Origin of the sequence: Limnohabitans sp. (genome assembly GCF_044373035.1) — a bacterium.
In the GTDB taxonomy this organism is placed as follows: domain Bacteria; phylum Pseudomonadota; class Gammaproteobacteria; order Burkholderiales; family Burkholderiaceae_C; genus Limnohabitans_A.
Window position 1 is genome coordinate 1 of sequence record NZ_JBILQU010000050.1, and the last position, 19120, is coordinate 19120.

The 19120-nt window shown below is 61.2% G+C and carries 18 protein-coding genes; 10 read left to right on the forward strand and 8 right to left on the reverse strand.

Going from position 1 to position 19120, the window contains the following annotated elements:
• Positions 1-145: 145 nt before the first annotated feature.
• Entirely contained in the window at positions 146-790 is a 645-nt protein-coding gene (locus tag ACIQ47_RS09165) for a glutathione S-transferase family protein (protein WP_396437837.1), read from the reverse strand.
• A 112-nt stretch (positions 791-902) separates the two neighbouring features.
• On the opposite strand from ACIQ47_RS09165, the gene ACIQ47_RS09170 reads away from it, so the two are divergent.
• Positions 903-1850, forward strand: coding sequence for a LysR family transcriptional regulator (locus tag ACIQ47_RS09170; protein WP_396437838.1), 948 nt, complete (start codon positions 903-905; stop codon positions 1848-1850).
• Between the two features lie 63 nt (positions 1851-1913).
• On the opposite strand, the gene ACIQ47_RS09175 is transcribed toward ACIQ47_RS09170, so the two are convergent.
• Positions 1914-2963 carry a serine hydrolase domain-containing protein gene (locus ACIQ47_RS09175; RefSeq protein WP_396437839.1) on the reverse strand — a complete coding sequence of 350 codons (1050 nt, stop codon included), beginning with the start codon at positions 2961-2963 and terminating at the stop codon, positions 1914-1916.
• Positions 2964-3384: 421 nt separating this feature from the next.
• Between ACIQ47_RS09175 and ACIQ47_RS09180 the strand changes: the two genes are divergently transcribed.
• The 3 genes from ACIQ47_RS09180 to def are packed head-to-tail and all read left to right on the forward strand — an operon-like array spanning position 3385 to position 6032.
• Positions 3385-5082, forward strand: coding sequence for an AMP-binding protein (locus ACIQ47_RS09180; protein WP_396437840.1), 1698 nt, complete (start codon positions 3385-3387; stop codon positions 5080-5082).
• A 7-nt stretch (positions 5083-5089) separates the two neighbouring features.
• Complete coding sequence (locus ACIQ47_RS09185; RefSeq protein ID WP_396437841.1) at positions 5090-5482, forward strand: 5-fold beta-flower protein; 393 nt, start codon at positions 5090-5092, stop codon at positions 5480-5482.
• 10 nt (positions 5483-5492) lie between these two features.
• On the forward strand, positions 5493-6032 hold the full coding sequence (gene def / locus ACIQ47_RS09190; RefSeq protein WP_396437842.1) for a peptide deformylase: 540 nt from the start codon (positions 5493-5495) through the stop codon (positions 6030-6032).
• A 52-nt stretch (positions 6033-6084) separates the two neighbouring features.
• On the opposite strand, the gene ACIQ47_RS09195 is transcribed toward def, so the two are convergent.
• Genes ACIQ47_RS09195 through ACIQ47_RS09205 form a run of 3 tightly spaced genes read right to left on the reverse strand, consistent with a single transcriptional unit; the run spans position 6085 to position 8326 of the window.
• Positions 6085-6300 (reverse strand): DUF3820 family protein, encoded by a 216-nt coding sequence (locus ACIQ47_RS09195; protein WP_396437843.1) that lies wholly within the window; start codon positions 6298-6300, stop codon positions 6085-6087.
• Positions 6301-6325: 25 nt separating this feature from the next.
• The gene (locus ACIQ47_RS09200) at positions 6326-7126 is read right to left on the reverse strand and encodes an alpha/beta fold hydrolase (RefSeq protein WP_396437844.1); all 801 of its coding nucleotides are present in this window, start codon (positions 7124-7126) and stop codon (positions 6326-6328) included.
• Positions 7127-7129: 3 nt separating this feature from the next.
• Entirely contained in the window at positions 7130-8326 is a 1197-nt protein-coding gene (locus tag ACIQ47_RS09205) for a PLP-dependent aminotransferase family protein (RefSeq protein ID WP_396437845.1), read from the reverse strand.
• 52 nt (positions 8327-8378) lie between these two features.
• On the opposite strand from ACIQ47_RS09205, the gene nth reads away from it, so the two are divergent.
• The 3 genes from nth to ACIQ47_RS09220 are packed head-to-tail and all read left to right on the forward strand — an operon-like array spanning position 8379 to position 10714.
• Positions 8379-9011 (forward strand): endonuclease III, encoded by a 633-nt coding sequence (gene nth, locus ACIQ47_RS09210; RefSeq protein ID WP_396437846.1) that lies wholly within the window; start codon positions 8379-8381, stop codon positions 9009-9011.
• 49 nt (positions 9012-9060) lie between these two features.
• A complete protein-coding gene (gene trmB, locus ACIQ47_RS09215) occupies positions 9061-9795 on the forward strand; it encodes a tRNA (guanosine(46)-N7)-methyltransferase TrmB (RefSeq protein WP_396437847.1) in 735 nt (244 codons plus the stop codon).
• 1 nt (position 9796) lies between these two features.
• Positions 9797-10714 (forward strand): pseudouridine synthase, encoded by a 918-nt coding sequence (locus tag ACIQ47_RS09220; RefSeq protein WP_396437848.1) that lies wholly within the window; start codon positions 9797-9799, stop codon positions 10712-10714.
• Between the two features lie 19 nt (positions 10715-10733).
• Here ACIQ47_RS09220 and ACIQ47_RS09225 read toward each other — a convergent pair whose 3' ends face one another.
• A complete protein-coding gene (locus ACIQ47_RS09225) occupies positions 10734-13847 on the reverse strand; it encodes an FAD-binding and (Fe-S)-binding domain-containing protein (protein WP_396437849.1) in 3114 nt (1037 codons plus the stop codon).
• Complete coding sequence (locus ACIQ47_RS09230; protein WP_396437850.1) at positions 13844-14551, reverse strand: GntR family transcriptional regulator; 708 nt, start codon at positions 14549-14551, stop codon at positions 13844-13846. The genes ACIQ47_RS09225 and ACIQ47_RS09230 overlap by 4 nt, the downstream gene beginning before the upstream one ends.
• Positions 14552-14666: 115 nt before the next feature.
• On the opposite strand from ACIQ47_RS09230, the gene ACIQ47_RS09235 reads away from it, so the two are divergent.
• Genes ACIQ47_RS09235 through ACIQ47_RS09245 form a run of 3 tightly spaced genes read left to right on the forward strand, consistent with a single transcriptional unit; the run spans position 14667 to position 17680 of the window.
• Positions 14667-15857, forward strand: a complete 1191-nt coding sequence (locus ACIQ47_RS09235) for a pyridoxal-phosphate-dependent aminotransferase family protein (RefSeq protein ID WP_396437851.1) — start codon at positions 14667-14669, stop codon at positions 15855-15857.
• A gap of 57 nt (positions 15858-15914) precedes the next feature.
• Entirely contained in the window at positions 15915-16892 is a 978-nt protein-coding gene (locus tag ACIQ47_RS09240) for a Bug family tripartite tricarboxylate transporter substrate binding protein (protein ID WP_396437852.1), read from the forward strand.
• Positions 16892-17680 carry an enoyl-CoA hydratase/isomerase family protein gene (locus tag ACIQ47_RS09245; protein ID WP_396437853.1) on the forward strand — a complete coding sequence of 263 codons (789 nt, stop codon included), beginning with the start codon at positions 16892-16894 and terminating at the stop codon, positions 17678-17680. Before ACIQ47_RS09240 ends, ACIQ47_RS09245 begins: the two co-directional genes overlap by 1 nt.
• A 69-nt stretch (positions 17681-17749) precedes the next feature.
• Here ACIQ47_RS09245 and ACIQ47_RS09250 read toward each other — a convergent pair.
• The coding region (locus ACIQ47_RS09250) for an alanine--tRNA ligase-related protein (RefSeq protein WP_396437854.1) at positions 17750-19120 on the reverse strand (1371 nt) is incomplete at its 5' end.

Sequence of the window (19120 nt, forward strand, 5' to 3'; positions counted from 1 at the left end):
ATGGCCATTTCGTGCACGTCCGTCCCCGGCGGATTGAGCTTCACGCTCGGGTCGGGCTCGTAAAAATAATAATCCGGCGGTTGGCCGTTGTCCTCTGAGTAATTCAGAGTCGCGCGGACGGCGTGCAAATCGGTCATGGCGGATGTCAATTCGTTTTTTGGGTGGTGAAGCCTTCGTACACCATGGTGTTTTGCCAGCAAGGCAAGGCCTCGATGTCTTGCAGCAGCCAGCGGGTCAGATTTTTATGGGGCCCCAAAGGCAACTTTTGCCAACCGTGCAAATGCAAGGGGGCCGCCAAGGCGATGTCCGCAATGGTGACTTGGTCACCACACACCCAGCGGCTGGATGCCAAGCGTTTGTCCAAAATCCCTGCCAACTTGTGGAACTGGGCTTCCTGCGCCGACAGGACTGCCGGATCGGCTGCGCCGCCCAGCAAAGGCTTGACGCAGTTTTCCACCAGGAAGACATAACAGCTTGGAAACCAGCTGGAAGACTCCCACAGCAACCAGCGGTTGATGTCGGCACGGATTTTCAAATCCTGGGGATACGACGATGCATGGCCAGTTTTGTCTGCCGCGTACTGCAAGATGGCGTTGGATTCCCAGAGCTCCAAATCGCCGTCCACCATGGCAGGCAAAGACGCGTTGGGGTTCAGGCTGACAAAGGGTTCCAGTTTTTGTTCCCCCTTGAAGTAGTCAACGTGCACCAACTCGTAAGGGGCACCCATCAGCTGCAATCCAGCCAGTACTTTTTTGCAATTGACGGTGATCGGGTCTGCGTGAATTTTCATGTTGTCTCCGTGGTTTGTGTGGTTTCATGAACAATCGCGAAGTCAGTTTAAAAATTGACCCCGGTCAAAACAACTGCTGTAATGCAAATCGATTGTTTATGAATCGCGAACAATGAGCACACCGGAACGGCAGCAACGCCCCATCTCCACCGACATGCTGGCCGCCTTCCTGAAGGTGGCGGAATGTCGCAGCGTCAGTCAGGCCGCCGTTTCCTTGGACGTAGCCAAAAGCCTGATCAGCAAGCGCATCGCACAACTGGAAGAGCGCCTGGAAACCACGCTGTTCAGCAGAAGCACCCGCAAGGTCGCGCTGACGCCAGCCGGAGAAACCTATGTGGACTATGCCAAAAGGGCGCTGGCCGAAGTGTCTGACGGCATGGAGCGCGTGCGGTCTTTGCGAACAGAGCTGAGCGGGAATTTACGATTGACCGCACCCGTTTCTTGGGGTCAGCGGGTTTTGGCCAAACACTTGCCCGAATTCCTCAAGATGCACCCCAGTCTGGAGATTGACCTCATGTTGAATGACCGCATGATGGACATGGCCACCGAGCGCATCGACGTCGCCTTGCGTTGGTCAAGCCATTCGCAGCATGAGCGACACGGCACACCCCTGACCGAAATCAAATGGTTTTTGACCGCCGCCCCCGCTTACATCGCACAACACGGCCTGCCCACTGAACCCTTCGAACTGAACGATCACGCGTGCCTGTATTACCGTCGCGACAACACCGATGACCACTGGACCTTGCTGCACAACCTGGCCGCAAGCCCGAGCGACCCCCGCCATGTGGAAGTCAAAGTGAGTGGGCGATACCGCGTTGACAACCCAGAAGCCGTGTTGGAAGCGGCCTTGGCTGGCATGGGCATCGCTCTCTTGCCAGACTACCTGTGCGTCCCAGCCATCGATCAAGGCAGCTTGGTCAAAGTGCTGACACCCTGGACCCCGCAAACCAAGTTCGGCACCCACATCGTTGCACTGTGTCCACCTGATCGAAAAAAGATCTCTCGCAATCAGGCCCTGATCGATTTTCTGCAACGCACCATGTCCCAAGGCAGTTGATGCAATCGTCAAATTGAACCGGACGACCCATTCAGACCGATCAAGTGACTTATTGGCGTTTTTTCAGTCCGTGACCCCGCCCAGACTTTTGAGCACGCCCAGCCACAAGGCGTCGCGCAATTGGTAGGGCCGTGGATCTTGACGGCCGCTGGGCTGGTCATTGACCGAGGTCTGCACCATCACAATGCCCGATTTGGGCTGCACCATGATGTGTTGACCATGGATGCCTTGCAACGCAAATGTGCGTTCTTTGAAAGGTGCAATCCAGGTTTGGTAGCCGTAGCCCATACCCGGCGTCGCGTAGCGCGGTCGAAATGCCGTCGGTTGGCGTGCTGCATCGGTGGCGTCCAGCAGGTAATCGCGGGGGATGATTTGCACATCGCCTCGGAGGCCATCGTTGGCCAGCAGCACCCCAAAGCGAGCGTAGTCGCGCAGCGTGGCATTGAAGCTGCCGCCGGTGCCCTCGCCTTGGTCAGTGCTGGCCAGCAACCAACGCGCTTGGGCTTGTGCGCCCATGGGTTTCCAGAGCCATTCCTGAGTCATCTGGGTGATGCTCATGCCTGCGGCCCGACTCAAGACTCTGCCCAAAATTTCTGTTTCGATGGTGGCGTATTTGAAGCGCCGACCCTGCTCTGCTTCTCGGGTGGTCTTGGTGTTGAGGTATTCCACGATTTTTTCGGGCCGCATGCGGTTTTCAGGCGAGTACAAAACGCGGCCCCAAAGCCAGATGTCGTCGTCGGGGGTCCAGGTGTAAAGCTCCCGAAATGGCACGCCAGACGACATGCGCAGCAAATTGCGTATGGTGGTTTGGCCGTAAGCGGAGGGCGCAATTTCAGGCCAGTAGTCGGCCGCTTTGTCGTCCAGTGAGCGAATCAGGCCTTTGCTGTGTGCGATGCCCACCAGCATGGCCGTGAATGTTTTGGCCATGGAAAAAGACCGAAACCGCATGTCGGGTTGCCGACCATACTGGTAACGTTCAACCACCACCCGGCCATCCTTGATCACCATCAAGCCGGTGGTTTTGGTGTCGGCCATGAAGTCGTCCAAAGTCTTGCTGAACAGCCCCCACCGGTAGCTGATGGCTGGCGCGTCTGGCCAGCGCGGCAATGGCATGGGGTCACCAGATGGGCTCACAACCGAGCTGGGTGCGATTTTTTCATTGGCAGACCAAGTACCCACCCGGCACTCAGGCCGTGTCAAGGCTTGAGGGCAAACCGGGTAACCTTGTTTCATGCCCAAACGCTCGGCATCCGGACCATCCGGTCGCGTTGAAGAGGTCTCGGCCCCGGCCCCCAAATGCATGGCGAGCCAGCCAACCAAGAGCAAAGACATAGCCCATTTTGAATGCGCAAAAATCATAAATTCCCCAAATTTCTTTTTGTTATCAAATTAAGCATTTCCGGAAAAGCTTATCAGACGCTGGGATGCTGCCCGCAGAATTCCGCCTCCAGACAAGCCCCATGCACCAGCGCCTGCGCAGGCGCTAAACTGTTTTGGCCGGAAGACTTAGACCCCAACACCCGCCGAGGAGCCCATGAGCGAACTTGCACAATTTTTGGCCAGCCGCGATGCTTTGCTGACCCACCGCACCGATTACGAGGCTGCTGTGGCGGCGTTTCGCTGGCCTGTTTTGACGCATTTCAATTGGGGGCTGGACTACTTTGACAGCATCGCGCGGGACAACCCCGCCCCGGCTTTGCACATTGTGGAGGCCTCGGGCGAGCAGTTTCGCCTGAGCTATGCCGAACTCTCGCAGCGCTCCAACCAAGTCGCCAACTGGTTGGTGGCCCTGGGTGCGCGCAAGGGCGACCGGATTTTGCTGATGATGGGCAACGAGGTGCCCTTGTGGGAGACCATGCTCGCCGCGATCAAGCTGGGCGTGGTGCTGATTCCCGCCACCACGCTGCTGTCGGGCGATGATTTGCAAGACCGCCTGGAGCGCGGGCGTGTCAAATGCATCATCACCAACGCGGGGGGGATGGCCAAAGTGCTGGATTTGCCCAGCACCGCGACGAACGGACTGACTTTGGTGAGCGTGTCAGGCCGAGCAGGCTTGCCTGAGGGTTGGCAAGATTACGCGCTGTCACACCAAGCCAGCACCGCCTTCAACCCGCCCGAGCCGACACGGGTGACCGATCCTTTGCTGGAGTATTTCACCTCGGGCACCACGGCCAAACCCAAGCTGGTGCAACACACCCAGCAAAGTTACCCGGTAGGGCACTTGTCCACCCTTTACTGGCTGGGCCTGCAAAAAGGCGATGTGCACTGGACCATCAGCTCGCCGGGCTGGGCCAAGCACGCTTGGAGCTGTTTTTTTGCGCCGCTCAACGCGCAAGCCTGTGTGTTCATCTACAACTACGCACGCTTCAATGGGCCAGACATTCTGGGCACGCTGGTGCAGCACCAGGTCAACACCCTGTGCGCGCCGCCCACGGTGTGGCGCATGCTGATTCAAGAAGACCTGAAAGCCTGGCCCGTGCAGTTGCGCGAGCTGATCTCGGCAGGCGAACCGCTCAACCCCGAGGTCATCGATCAGGTGCGCTCCGCATGGCAAATCACCATCCGGGACGGTTATGGCCAGACCGAGACCACGGCCCAGATTGGCAACCCACCGGGTGCCCCCTTGAAGGCAGGCTCGATGGGAAGGCCTTTGCCCGGCTACCGAATGGTGCTGTTGAACGCCGATGGCGAAAGCGCCGACGAAGGCGAGATTTGCATTGACCTGGCGCACCGCCCCACCGCGTTGATGAACGGCTATGCCGACGACGCTGACAAAACCGCCGAGGCCATGCGCGATGGCCACTACCACACCGGCGACGTGGGCCAGCGCGACGAGCAGGGTTACATCACGTATGTCGGCCGGGCCGACGATGTGTTCAAGTCTTCGGGCTACCGCATCAGTCCCTTCGAGCTCGAAAGCGCGCTGATCGAACACCCGGCCGTGGCCGAGGCGGCGGTGGTGCCCGCGCCAGACCCCTTGCGCGGCTTGGTACCCAAGGCCTATGTGATCCTGGCCCCGGGCCACGCGCCAAATGCGGCCACGGCGGGGGCGATTTTCAAGTTCATGCGAGAGCGGGTTTCAAGCTACAAATTGGTGCGCCGCATCGAGTTCAGCGATCTGCCCAAAACCATTTCGGGCAAGATCCGCCGCGTGGATTTGCGCAACCAGGAAAATGCGCGTGCAGCCCAAGGCGGCCGCCACGCGGGCGAGTTCCGAGAAGAAAACCCATGAGGCCCGCATGAAGACATGGATGCTTGCATGGGTGGTGTTGGCCTTGCTGCTGCCCACGGCGTTTGCCCAGCGCCTGTACGACGGCAGCGGTCGGCAGATTGGACGGGTGGATGCCGAGCGCTTTTACAACGCTTCGGGTCAGCAAATCGGGCGCATCGATGGCGAGCGCGTGTATGACGCGTCAGGGCGGCCGTTGGGGCGGATCGATGGCACCCGGGTGTACAGCGCCTCGGGCAGCCAGATGGGGCGCATTGACGGTGACCGCCTCTACAGTGCGTCGGGCTCGGCCATGGGCCGCATCGATGGCGACCGGCTCTACGACGGCTCTGGCCGCCAGATTGGGCGCGCCGATGGGCTGCGGCGCATGCAAATGATCGTGTTTTTTTATTTCTTCATGTGAGAGGGCCACCATGACCGTTCGGGAAATCCTCAAGATGGGTGACGCCCGACTGCTGCGCGTGGCCGATCCGGTGCAGACCTTTGATTCGCCGCAGCTGCACGCCTTGATCGCCGACTTGCACGACACTATGGCGGCCGTGAACGGCGCAGGCCTGGCCGCCCCGCAAATTGGCGTGAACCTGCAACTGGTGATTTTTGGCAGCACGGCGGTGAACCCACGCTACCCGGGCCGCCCGCTGGTCCCGCGCACGGTGCTGCTCAACCCGGACATCACGCCATTGGGGGCCGAGGAAGAGGACGATTGGGAAGGCTGTTTGTCGGTGCCTGGCTTGCGCGGTGTGGTGCCGCGCTGGTCGCGCATCCGTTACACCGGCTTCGATGAAAAAGGCACACCCATCGACCGCACGGTGGACGGTTTTCACGCCCGTGTGGTGCAGCATGAATGCGACCACCTGATCGGCAAGCTCTACCCCATGCGGGTGCGCGACTTCAGCCGCTTTGGTTTCACCGAAGTGCTGTTTCCCGAGATCAGCGCCGCCGAGGACGATTGAGCCAACGCTCCCAGCCTGCTCTGCCCAAAAGCCCATGGCCTCAAGCCCCCACTCATCGAGGCTGGCGCAGGGGTTGGAGCAAGTCACTCAAGCCGTTGTGGTCAATCTCCTGCATGAGCTGCAGCAGTTGACCGATTTCACCCTTGGGGAAACCCTCACGCGCAAACCAGTTGAGGTAGTTGCCGGGCAAATCGGCGATCAACATGCCTTTGTGCTTGCCAAAGGGCATGGGCGTGTTGACCAGTTTCATCAGGTCTTCGGGTTTCATGCACGAGCCTTTCAGTCTTGTCCGCTCAGGCTTCGCCCCACAACCATTGACCCACTCGCGCATGGAAAGCTTCGGGTCTGGACACCATGACCCAATGCCCACAGGGCAAGCCCTGCACGACGCTGCCGGGGGTGGATGCAACCTTCTCCAACCATTGGACCGAATGGAACATGAAAGGCTTGCGCTCGCCGTAGACAAACAGCAGCGGCTGGGGCAACTGAATTTGTGCCGCTCGCTTAAAGCCGCCTGCCGTGCTGAACCACTGCATGGCATAGGGGTAATTCATCTTGTGGGTGATCGAGGCTGGGTCCGTGGGGCAGCGCAGCCAGCGGGCCATGGCGCGGGTCATGCGGGTGCCCAAGTTGCCGCCCAGCTTCCAGGCCAAGGCCAGCCACACTTGGTAGCACATGACGGACAGCTTTTCTTTCAAACCCCATTCGCGCAGCAGGGCACCCGAGTTGTGGTCCCCCACATCCACCGCCACCACACGGGCCACGCGCTCTGGGTGGCGCATGGCCAATTCGTAGCCAAACACGCAGCCCCAGTCGTGCAGTATGAGCGTCACGGGCTGGTCGGGGCTGATGCGGTCCACGATCTGACGCAAGAGCTGGCACATGTCGTCCAAGCTGGTGGCGGCAGGGCCCGTCTCAAAGCCAGGCAGTGTCAGGCGGGCACAGCTGGCACGGTCTTGCAGTGCGGCCACGGTGCCGTCCCACAGGGCGCGGGTGTCGGGCCAGCCATGCAGCATGAGGATGACTTCGTCGCCCTGCCCTTGCAGCCAGACTTCGGTGCCGTTGACGGTGATGCACCGCTCCTGCTTGTCCATGGTTTACAAAGCCTTGGCCAGGCGCGCAACGCCTTCGAGGATCTTGTCTTCGCCCACGGTGGCAAAGCTCAAACGGAAGGTGGCGTGGTCGGGGTGGGCGCAGAAGAACGGTGTGCCCGGCACAAAGGCGACGCCTTGCGCGATGGCGCTTTTGGCGAACACATTGCCATCATTGACCTTGCCGCCCGCACCTGTGAGGCGCGCCCAAACAAACAAGCCGCCTTGCGGCTGCACAAACTCGACCGCATCGCCCAACTCACGGCGCAGCGCGTTGCCCATGGTTTGGGCGCGCTGAGCATACACGCTGCGCACTTTGTCGAGCGTGGCGGGCATGCGGCCCGCCAAAAGGTATTGCGCGGCGGTGGCCTGAGCAAAGGTGCTGGTGTGCGCATCGCTGAACTGTTTGCACATGGTGGCGCGGGTCAGCAACTCGGGCGGTGCCACCATCCAGCCCACACGCAGGCCGGGCGACAACACCTTGGAAAGCGAGCCGCAATGCACCAACAGCTCGCGGCTGCCGGGCACGGATGCGCTCATGGCCAGCAGGCTGGGCGGCGGGGCTTCGCCAAAGTACAAATCACCATACGGGTCGTCTTCGACGATCAGGGTCTGGTGTTTGACCGCCATCTGAAGCACCTGCTGGCGGCGCTCGGCGTTGAGCAAGGCACCGCTGGGGTTACCAAAGGTGGGGATCACATACACAAACTTGGGCTTGTGCTCGGCGATCAACTTTTCCAGCTCGTCGGTCTTGACGCCATGGCCGTCCACCGGGGCGCTGATGAGTTCGGCCCCATACAGGCGAAAGCATTGGATGGTGGCTAAAAAAGTCGGGCCTTCCACGATCACCTTGTCACCGGGACTGATCATGGTTTTGCCGATCAAATCCAGCCCTTGCTGGCTGCCCGTGGTCACGATGAGTTGTTCGGCAGTCACATCTTTGGCGCCCTTTTGGCCCATGAAGTGCGCCAGTTGCTCGCGCAGCAGACCAAAGCCTTCGGTCGCGCCATACTGCAGGGCCGCGCCGGGGTCTTGGCTCAGCGCGGCGTTGCTGGCTTCGCGGATGCCCTCCACGTCAAACATGGCGCTGTCAGGAAAGCCGCCCGCAAAGCTGATGATGCCGGGCTTGCCCAAGAGCTTGAACAGCTCGCGGATGGCGGAGGTTTCGACGTTGTTCAGGCGGTCGGCAAACTGCAATGGCATGGTGTATCTTCCCGTGTTGTCTAAGCCCTCCATTTTGCCTACATCCCAACTCATGAAGCCCGCCCAGATCGAATCTTTTTTTGCCACCCTGCAAGCGGCCAACCCCATGCCCGTGACGGAGCTGGAATACACCAGCGTGTTCGAGCTGCTGGCCGCTGTGCTGCTGTCGGCCCAGGCCACCGACGTGGGCGTGAACAAGGCCACACGCAAACTGTTTCCGGTGGCGGGCACGCCGCAAAAGATCCTGGCGCTGGGCCTCGCAGGACTGGAGGACCACATCAAGACCATTGGCCTGTTCCGCAGCAAGGCCAAACACCTGATGGAAACCTGCCGCATTTTGGTGGAACAACACGGCGGCCAAGTGCCCCGCACCCGTGAAGCGCTGCAAGCCCTGCCCGGCGTGGGCCGCAAAACCGCCAATGTGGTGCTCAACTCTGCTTTTGGTGAGCCCACCATGGCGGTGGACACGCACATTTTTCGCCTGGGCAACCGCACGGGCTTGGCCCCGGGCAAAACGCCTTTGGCGGTAGAGCTCAAGTTGCTCCAACGCATTCCAGCCCAGTATGTGGTGGATGCCCACCACTGGCTGATCCTGCACGGACGCTATGTGTGCCAAGCGCGCAAGCCGATGTGCGGACTGTGCGCAGTCGCGGCGTTTTGCGACTTCAAACCCAAGACGGCTTGAGCTCATGGGCCCCGCCCCGGGGCAAGGGCGCGCCCTACAATCCCCACCCATGACTGAAAACGCTCCCATCGACGGCCCCAAGCCCAAAGGTATCCCGGCTGACGTGCCATTTTTGCGTACCATCAAAAGCTATGTGCTGCGCGCTGGCCGCACCACCCTTGGCCAGGCCAAAGCCTATGAGCTGTATGGACCCACCCATTTGCTCCCCTACGCACCCCAGGCCCTGGACGCCAGCGCCGCGTTTGGCCGCAGCGCCCCGCTGATTCTGGAAATTGGCTTTGGCATGGGCGAAGCCACGGCCCACATCGCCCGGGTTCGGCCCGATGACAATTTTCTGTGTTGCGAGGTGCACGAGGCGGGCGTGGGTGCCCTGCTCAAACGCATTGGCGAGCAAGACCTCCACAACATCCGCATCCTGCGTCATGACGCGGTCGAGGTCATTGATCACATGATCCGCCCGGGCGCGCTGGACGGCGTGCACATTTTTTTCCCGGACCCTTGGCACAAAACCAAACACCACAAACGCCGCTTGATCCAGCCTGAACTGGTGAACAAGTTGGCCCAGCGCCTCAAACCGGGTGGCTATCTGCACTGCGCCACAGACTGGCAACCTTACGCCCAGCAGATGATGGAAGTCATCAGCGCCGAGCCCTTGCTGGCCAACACCAGCGACGCATTGGGCCGCTATGCCACCAAGCCCGACTACCGGCCGCTGACCAAGTTTGAAAACCGCGGCCTCAAACTCGGTCATGGCGTGTGGGATCTGGTGTTCCGGCGGGTCTGACATGCGCAAATCCGAGCGTGCTTTCCCGATGCCCCCGCGCGACGGCGTGAGCGCCAGCGTGGTCTCGGTCCCGCAGGGCGCGCCGCACCTGCTCGATTTTTTGGCCCAGCGCATGCCCGGTATTTCGCGCAGCGAATGGGCTGAACGCTTGGCGCAAGGATTGGTGCTGCACGAAGACGGTCAAGCGGCCCTGCCCCACCAAAGTTGCCAACCGGGGCTGCGCCTTTATTACTACCGGCATCTGGCCGACGAGCCCGTGCTGCCGGTTCAGGCCAAGGTACTGTTTGAAGACGAGCACCTACTGGTGGCCGACAAACCGCACTTCATGCCCGTCACGCCCACGGGTCGATACGTGCAGCAAAGCCTGTTGGTGCAGCTCAAACGCCAGACGGGCTGCGCAGATCTGGTGCCACTGCACCGCATCGACCGAGAAACCGCAGGTCTGGTGTTGTTTGGCAAACGACTGCACGAGCGCGACGCCTACCACGCGCTGTTTCGGAACCACCTGATCCACAAGACCTACCACGCGGTGGCTGGGCATGCGCCGCACCTGAAGCTGCCGCTGGCACACACCAGCCGCCTGGTGCCGGGCGAGCCGTTTTTCAGAACGCAAGAAGTGCCGGGGCCAGCCAACAGCGAAACCCGCATCGCTTTGCTGCACACCGATGGCCAGCGCGCGCTGTATGCGCTGGAGCCCATCAGCGGCAAGCGCCACCAGCTGCGGGTGCACATGAACGCCTTGGGCATCCCGATCGAAGGCGACCTGTTTTACCCCACCGTCTTGCGCGGCCCGGATGCGCCTGAAGACTTCAGCCAGCCCCTGCAATTGCTGGCCCAGGCGGTGCAATTCACCGATACGATCACCGGTCAAATCCGCAATTGGACCAGCGGTTTGCGTTTGACACTCAGACCGCCTTAAGACACTTGGGCTCAGTGGCTCAGCCTGGCAACAAACTCGCCAGCAAATGACTCAGGTGCACGGCTTCGCGTTTGGCGCCGTCGTGGATCTGGTGGCGGCAGCTGGTGCCATCGGCGACCAGGATCGCATCAGGCTGGGCGCGCACGGCAGGCAACAAGCTCAGCTCAGCCATCTGCATGGACACCTCGTAGTGCTTGGCTTCGTAGCCAAAACTGCCGGCCATGCCACAGCAACTGCTCTCGATCAGTTGCGGCTTGGCCCCCGGAATCCAGCGCAAGACCTCCAACACGGGGGACACCGCGTCAAAGGCTTTTTGGTGGCAATGCCCGTGCAACAACAGCGGGCGGTCCACCGGGGAGATTTGCGCCTTCAGCCCGTCCAGCTGCCCTGATTGGGCTTCGCGGGCCAAAAATTCTTCGAACAACAAGGCCTGCTGGGCGATCTTTTGCGCGCCCTCGCCCAAACCCATCACCAGCAACTCATCGCGCAAGGTCAGCAAGCAAGAAGGCTCCAAGCCCACGATGGACAGCCCTTTTTCGGCAAAAGGCAACAAGCTTTGCACCACTTCTCGGGCTTTGTCACGGGCTTTGTCCACCATGCCGCTGGCCAAGTAGGTTCGGCCGCAGCACAGGTGCTTACCGTCGTCCTGCAACTTGGTGGCCACATGCACGGTGTAACCCGCCGCCTGCAGCACCTTCACGGACGCATGCGCGTTGGCCGACTCCAAATAGCCGTTAAAGGTGTCCACAAACAAGACCACCCCACGCGCCGCTGCCAACACCTCGGCGCGGCTGGCCGTGCGGGACGCCGAAGTGGCGCTGGCGTTGAAAAAGTGTCGCGTCTGCCACTCCGGCAAGCTGCGCTTGGCCGACAGGCCCAATAGCTTCTCAGTCAACGCAGCCAGCAAGGGCATGCGGTTGCGCAGGTTCAAAACCGGGGCCAGCCTAGCCGCCCAAGCCGCGTACTCGGGCAAATGCGCCACCATTTTGTCTTGCATGGTGTGGCCGTGTTTGGCCTTGTAGTGCTGCAAGAACTCGACTTTCATCTTGGCCATGTCCACCCCGGTGGGGCAATCGCGCTTGCAGCCTTTGCAACCCACGCACAAGTCCATGGCATCGTGCACCGCCTGGCTGCTCAGCGCGTCCTCGCCCGTCAAGCCCTCGATCTGTCCGCTCAGCGCCAGGCGCAAGGTGTTGGCACGGCCCCGCGTCAGGTGCTGCTCATCGCGGGTCACGCGGTAGCTGGGGCACATGGTGCCTGCGTCGAACTTGCGGCAGTGCCCGTTGTTGTTGCACATCTCCACCGCCTTGGCCAGGCCTTGGGCCGGGTCGCCGCCGGTGCCCGGCGCACTGGTTTGCTCGGTCACAGGGTTGTTTTGCACATCCCAGGCACGCCAGTCCAAAGCGGTTTGGATAGGCACCACCTTGTAGATGGGCGAATAGCGCATCAGTGTGGTGTCGTCCATTTTGGGCGGGTTAACGATGCGCTGGGGCGACAGCATTTGACCGGGGTCCATCTGTTGCTTGATGGCCGCAAAGGCTTCGCTGATGCGTGGGCCAAACTGCCAGCCAATCCACTCGCCCCGGCACAGCCCGTCTCCGTGCTCACCACTGAACGCACCCTTGTAATGACGCACCAAGGCGCTGGCCTCTTCGGCAATGGCGCGCATTTTGCTGGCCCCATCGCGGCGCATGTCCAAAATGGGCCGCACATGCAAAGTGCCCACCGAAGCGTGGGCGTACCAGGTGCCCCGGCTGCCGTATTTGCGAAACACGCCGGTCAGGGCCTCGGTGTACTCGGCCAGACTTTCCAGCGGCACCGCGCAGTCTTCAATAAAGCTCACCGGCTTGCCGTCGCCACGCAGGCTCATCATGATGTTCAAGCCCGCCTTGCGCACTTCCCACAGGTTCTTTTGCGGAGCATCGTCCACCATCTCGACCACGCTGCCGGGCAGGCCCAAGTCGCCCATCAGCTCCACCAGCTCTTTGATTTTGTGGACGATATCGCCCTTGCTGGGACCAGAAAACTCCACCAACAACACCGCTTCGGGCATGCCGCCGTTGATGTGTGGCGACAAGGCGGTGCGGATGGTCGGCGCAAAGGCCGGGTTTTGCAAAGACAGCTCGATCATGGTGCGATCCACCAGCTCGACGGCCGACAGCTGCCCCACGGCCATGCCCTGCCCCAGCTTGACGATGTGCTGGGCCGAATCCATGGCTTGGTAAAAGCTGGGGAAATTCACCACGCCCAGCACCTTGGCGCGTGGCAACTCGGCCAAGCGCAGGGTGAGCGAGCGTGTCAGCGCCAGCGTGCCTTCGCTGCCAATCAGCAAATGCGACAGGTTGACGGAGCCATCGGCCGTGTAGGGCCGCTCGTTTTGGTTGCGGAAAATGTCCAGGTTGTAGCCGGCCACGCGGCGCAAAACTTTGGGCCAATGGGCTTCGATCTCACTGGCGTGTTGCTGTGCCAAATCGCGCACAAAGTCGCCGATCTGGCGCACCCGCCCCTGGGCTTGTTCATAGGCGCCAAACTCCAGCAAACTGCCGTCGGCCAACCAAGCCTCAGCCCCCAGCACGTTGTGCACCATGTTGCCGTAGGCAATTGAGCGGCTGCCACACGAGTTGTTGCCAGCCATGCCACCCAAGGTAGCCTGAGCGCTGGTGGACACGTCCACCGGGTACCACAGGCCATGCGGTTTGAGGGCCGCGTTCAGGTGGTCCAGCACCAGTCCCGGCTCCACGGTGGCCGTGCGCTGCTGCGCGTCCACCGAGATGATGTGGCGCATGTGTTTGGAATGGTCCATGACCAAGCCCGCCCCCACGGTTTGGCCGCACTGGCTGGTGCCGCCGCCGCGCGGCACGATGGACACGCCCAAATCACGGCAAATGTCCATGGCCACGCACACATCGGACGCATCACGCGGCAGAAACACACCCAAGGGCATGACTTGGTAAATCGAGGCATCGGTGGCGTAACGGCCCCGGTCGGCCGCAGAGAACAGCACCTCCCCTTGGGCGTGCTGGCGCAAATGCTTGGCAAGCGTTGCGGCCACCTCATTGCTGCCAGCAGCCACTTTTTCGTAGGCACCTTCAGGCGAAGTTTTTGACAAATCGATCGGCAAAGGAGCGTTCATGGGGTCTTTCCTTCTTTTTCTGCAGGGACAAAACTCGCCGCCGCACTGCGCAGCTGCTCGATCACCACATGGCGTTTGTTGTCCAGGTGCTGCATCAGCACCCGACGCAGGGCCGCTGCGTCGCGGGCCTCCAAGGCCTGCACCATCGCCACGTGCTCGTCCACAGCGCGCTGCCATTTGTCGCCGTCTTGGTTGGAGCGAAAGCGCAACGCCTGCAAGCGGGCATTGACCTGGTTGTAGGTCGCCGTCAGCACCGGGTTTTTGGCTGCGGCGTTGAAGCTGCGGTGAATGGCCGCATTGATTTGGTAATAGGCTGACAAGTCACGGCGGGTGTAGGCCGCCATCATCTCGTAGTGCAAGGCCTTGATTTCGCTGAGTTCGGCCTCGGTCACGCGCTGCGCGGCCAACTCACCCGACAGCCCCTCCAAGCCCGCCATCACCTCAAAGGTGTGGTGCACATCCGCCTCGCTCAACTGCAACGCCACCGACCCCCGGTTGGGCAAGAGCTCGACCAGGCCTTCGGCCGCCAGCATCTTGATGGCTTCGCGCAGCGGCGTGCGCGAGATGTGCAGCTCTTCGCACAGCGTGCGTTCATTGAGTTTGCCACCGGGTGGAATCAAGCCCTCCACCAGCATCTGGCGCAAGCGCTGCGCCACTTGCGCATGCAAAACGGGACGATGAAGGGTCGATTGGTCAATGCCCATAAGAGTTTTTGAATACAAAAAAATGAGTCGTATCTGCCAATTTTAGGACAAACACCCTTGACAAAGGTATTTTGAATACAAAAAATGAGTGAAATACTGAAAGGCTTTGCCGCGCATGCTCACCACGAATTTCCACCCCACGGGCCGCCACTTCCTGCAAATTCCAGGCCCCTCGCCCGTGCCTGATCGCATCTTGCGGGCCATCAGCTCGCCCACCATCGACCACCGTGGCCCCGAGTTCGGCGCTCTGGGCAAGAAGGTGCTGGCCGACGTGCAAAAGATTTTCAAAACCCGCCACCCTGTCATGATTTACCCCGCTTCGGGCACCGGGGCTTGGGAGGCGGCTCTCTCCAACGTGCTGAGCACCGGCGACCATGTGCTGATGTACGAGACCGGTCACTTTGCGTTTTTGTGGAACAAACTGGCCAACCAACTCGGACTGAAGTCAGAGGTCATCAGCCTGCCGGGTCTGGAGGGCTGGCGTCACGGCGTGCAGGCCGATTTGATCGAGCAACGCCTGAAAGCCGACTCGTACCACAGCATCAAGGCCGTTTGCGTGGTGCACAACGAAACCTCGACCGGCGTGACCAGCGACATCGCCGCCGTGCGTCGCGCCATGGACGCTGCCAAGCACCCTGCTTTGCTGCTGGTCGACACCATCTCGGGCCTGGCCAGTGCCGACTACCGGCACGACGAATGGGGCGTGGATGTGACCATCAGCGGCTCGCAAAAAGGGCTGATGTTGCCGCCCGGCATCAGCTTCAACGCCTTGTCACCCCGCGCCATTGAGGTCAGCCACCAAGGCGGCATGGCGCGCAGTTACTGGGCCTGGGGCGAAATGATCGAGATGAACAAAAACGGCTACTGGCCCTCGACCCCCAACACCAACTTGCTGTATGGCCTGAGCGAAGCGTGCGACATGCTGCTGGCCGAAGGCCTGGACACGGTGTTTGCCCGTCACCAGCGCTGGGCTGCAGGTGTCCGGGCGGCGGTCAATGCTTGGGGCCTGCCGATTCAATGCGCCGACCCGGCCGTCTACTCCCCCATCCTGACCGGCGTCATGACCCCTGAAGGGGTAGACGCCGACGCGGTGCGCAAAGTCATCCACGAACGCTTTGACTGCTCGCTGGGCACGGGCCTGGGCAAAGTCAAAGGCCGCATGTTCCGCATCGGCCACCTGGGCGACAGCAACGACCTGACCCTGATCGCCACCGTGGCAGGCTGCGAAATGGGCCTGAATCTCTCGGGCGTGGCGCTGCAAGGCAGCGGCGTGCAGGCCATCATGGACCATTTTTCGAGCCACTGATGGACAGACACCCTCACGTCTAGAGTGCATTTTCAAAACACAACCCCAGGAGACAACATGAAACGCAGAACCTTTGTAGCCGCTACAGCCGCCACCGCAGCCACACTCGTTGCACCCGCGGTGCAGGCGCAATCCCTGCCCGCTGGGCCCGTGCGCATCTTGGTGGGCTTTGCCCCCGGGGGTGGCACCGACATCCTGGCTCGCATCGTCGCGCAAAAACTGCAAACCATGTGGGGCATCACGGTGCTGGTCGAAAACCGCGCCGGGGCCACTGGGGTGATCGCTGCGGAAGCGGTGGCCAAGGCAGCCCCTGACGGCAACACACTGCTGATGGCGCACATCAACAGCCATGCGCTGGCCCCCGCCCTCATGCCCAAACTCAGCTATGTGGTGGACCGCGACTTCACGCCTTTGACCCTGGTCGGGATCACGCCCAATTTGCTGATCTCCAACAACGACCAGCCCGCCAAAACCGTGGCCGAATTGGTGTCTCTGTGCAAGGCCAACCCGGGCAAGGTGAGCTTTGGTTCTGCCGGCCAAGGCTCAGCCCAACACATGGCTCTTGAGTCCTTCAAACTGGCTGCAGGTGTGGACACCATCCACATCCCCTACAAAGGATCGGGCCCCATGTTGGTCGATTTGATTGGGGGACAAATCGGGTACTCGTTTGACACCATGACCGCTGCGACACCCCATGTCAAAAGTGGCAAGGTGCGCGCGATTGCACAAACCCGAGCCAAGCGGGCCTCCAGTTACCCCAATGTGCCCACCATGATCGAAGCGGGCTTTCCCAACTTCGAGGCCACCACCTGGTACGGTTTGGTCGGTCCAGGCAAACTCCCCCCGGCCATGGCACAACGCATGAACGAGGACATCAACAAAGTCTTGGTCATGCCCGACGTGGTGGAAAAATTGGCCCAATACGGCGCAGAGGACGGCGGCGGTTCGGCGCAACGCTTTGCCGATTTCATCCGCACCGAACAAGTCAAGTGGGCCAAAGTGGTCAAAGACAGCAACGTGAAGTTGGACACCTGATGTCGGAAATCAACACGGCAGGCACCGTGGACCTTGTTCTCGAGCAAGGTGTGGCCACGGTCACTTTTAACCGCTCCCAGGCACACAACGCCATGACCTGGGCCATGTACCAGCAGCTGAGCGATCATTGCCGGGGCTTGAAAGCCGATGCGGGTGTGCGGGCCGTGGTGTTTCGCGGTGCAGGCGGGCAGGCCTTTGTGGCGGGCACCGACATCGAGCAATTCAAAACCTTCAGCTGCGGTGACGACGGCGTAACCTACGAAGCGCAAATTGAGGCTTGCATCGACTTGCTCTGCTCGCTGCCCATGCCCACCGTGGCGCTCATTGAAGGTTGGGCCGTGGGCGGTGGACTGGCCATCGCCACAGCCTGCGATTTTCGACTGGCCACGCCCGGCTCACAAATGGGCGTGCCCATTGCCAAGACGCTGGGCAATTGCTTGTCGGTGGCGAATGTGGCGCGTTTGTGCGCGGCTTTCGGGCATCAACGCGTCAAACGCATGTTGATGCTGGCCGACATGATCGGCGCCGATGAGGCCCTGGCCTGCGGCTACCTGCACCAACTGGAAGCCCCCGATGAGATCGATGGGGCCACTGCCGCCTTGGTCCAACGCCTGACCACTTTGGCGCCCGTGACGCAACAAGTCAGCAAACAAGCCCTCAGCCGATTGGTTCAGCACAGCGCACCAGAGGCTGAAGACCTGATTCGCCAAGCCTATGGCAGCGAAGACTTTCGTGAAGGGGTGGCCGCCTTCGTGGCCAAACGCAAACCTGTTTGGAAAGGCCGCTGACGGTCAAGAGGGGAATGGGCTAGGCCACGAGCGCTTTAGGGCGCCCTCCCCCCCTTTACTCGGGGTGAATCAAACCCGCTCGGTCACCCAAGCTTGCACGCTGGCCAGCGCTGCGGGCAAGGCCGCAGGGTTGGTGCCACCGGCCATGGCCATGTCGGGCTTGCCGCCGCCTTTGCCGCCCACTTGTGCTGCCACAAAGCTGGCCAACTCACCGGCTTTGACTTTGCCCACGGTGTCAGCGGTCACGCCTGCGGCGATGTTGACCTTGTCGCCATCCACGGCGGCGAGAACGATCACCGCAGTGGTCTTGAACTTGTCCTTGAGCTTGTCCATGGTGTCGCGCAAGGTCTTGGCGTCGGCCCCTTCAAGCTTGGCCACCAGCAGCTTGATGCCTTTGATGTCCACGGCTTGCGTCATCAGCTCGTCGCCCTGGGCCGAAGCCAGTTTGCCTTTGGCGGCAGCCAGTTCTTTTTCCAGCGCCTTGACCTGGTCGAGCACCTGCGCAATGCGGGCGTTCAATTCGGCAGGCTGGGCCTTGAGCGTGCCTGCGGCTTGCGTCACCGTGTCTTCGAGCGACTGCAGATAAGCCAAGGCATTCGCCCCGGTCACGGCTTCGATGCGGCGCACGCCTGCGGCCACGCCGCCTTCACTGACAATCTTGAACAGACCAATGTCGCCCGTGGCTTTGACGTGGGTACCGCCACACAGTTCGCGGCTGGAGCCGATGTCGAGCACGCGCACGGTCTCGCCGTACTTCTCACCAAACAGCATCATCGCGCCGGTCTTTTGGGCGCTCTCGATGTCCATCACACGCGCTTGCGCGGCGGCGTTGGCCAAAATTTCGGCATTGACTTGGCCTTCGATCTGGCGAATCTCGGCATCGGTCACTGGGGCGTTGTGCGCAAAATCAAAACGGGTGCGCCCGGCATTGACCAAGCTGCCCTTTTGCTGCACATGGCTGCCCAGCACTTCGCGCAGGGCTTTGTGCATCAGGTGGGTGGCGCTGTGGTTGCGCACGGTGGCGGCGCGTACGGCGCTGTCCACATGGGCCTGCACCGCGTCGCCCACCTTCAGGCTGCCGGATTTCACTTCGCCGTGGTGGCCAAACACATCGGCCTTGATTTTGAGTGTGTCAGCCACGTTGAACTGGCCACCTGCGTTGTGGACCATGCCCTGGTCGCCCACCTGACCGCCCGACTCGGCGTAAAACGGTGTCGTGTCCAACACCAGAACGCCAGCTTGTCCGGCCTTGAGCTCGGTCACAGCGTTGCCGTCGGCGTACAAGGCGAGCACTTTGGCGTTGGACGTCAGGTCGTCATAACCCACAAAGTCGTTGCCCTCGCCCGAATAGTCGAGCGCCTTGTCCATCTTGAACTTGCCAGCGGCGCGGGCTTGGACTTTTTGCTTTTCCATGGCGGCGGCAAAACCGGCTTCGTCCAC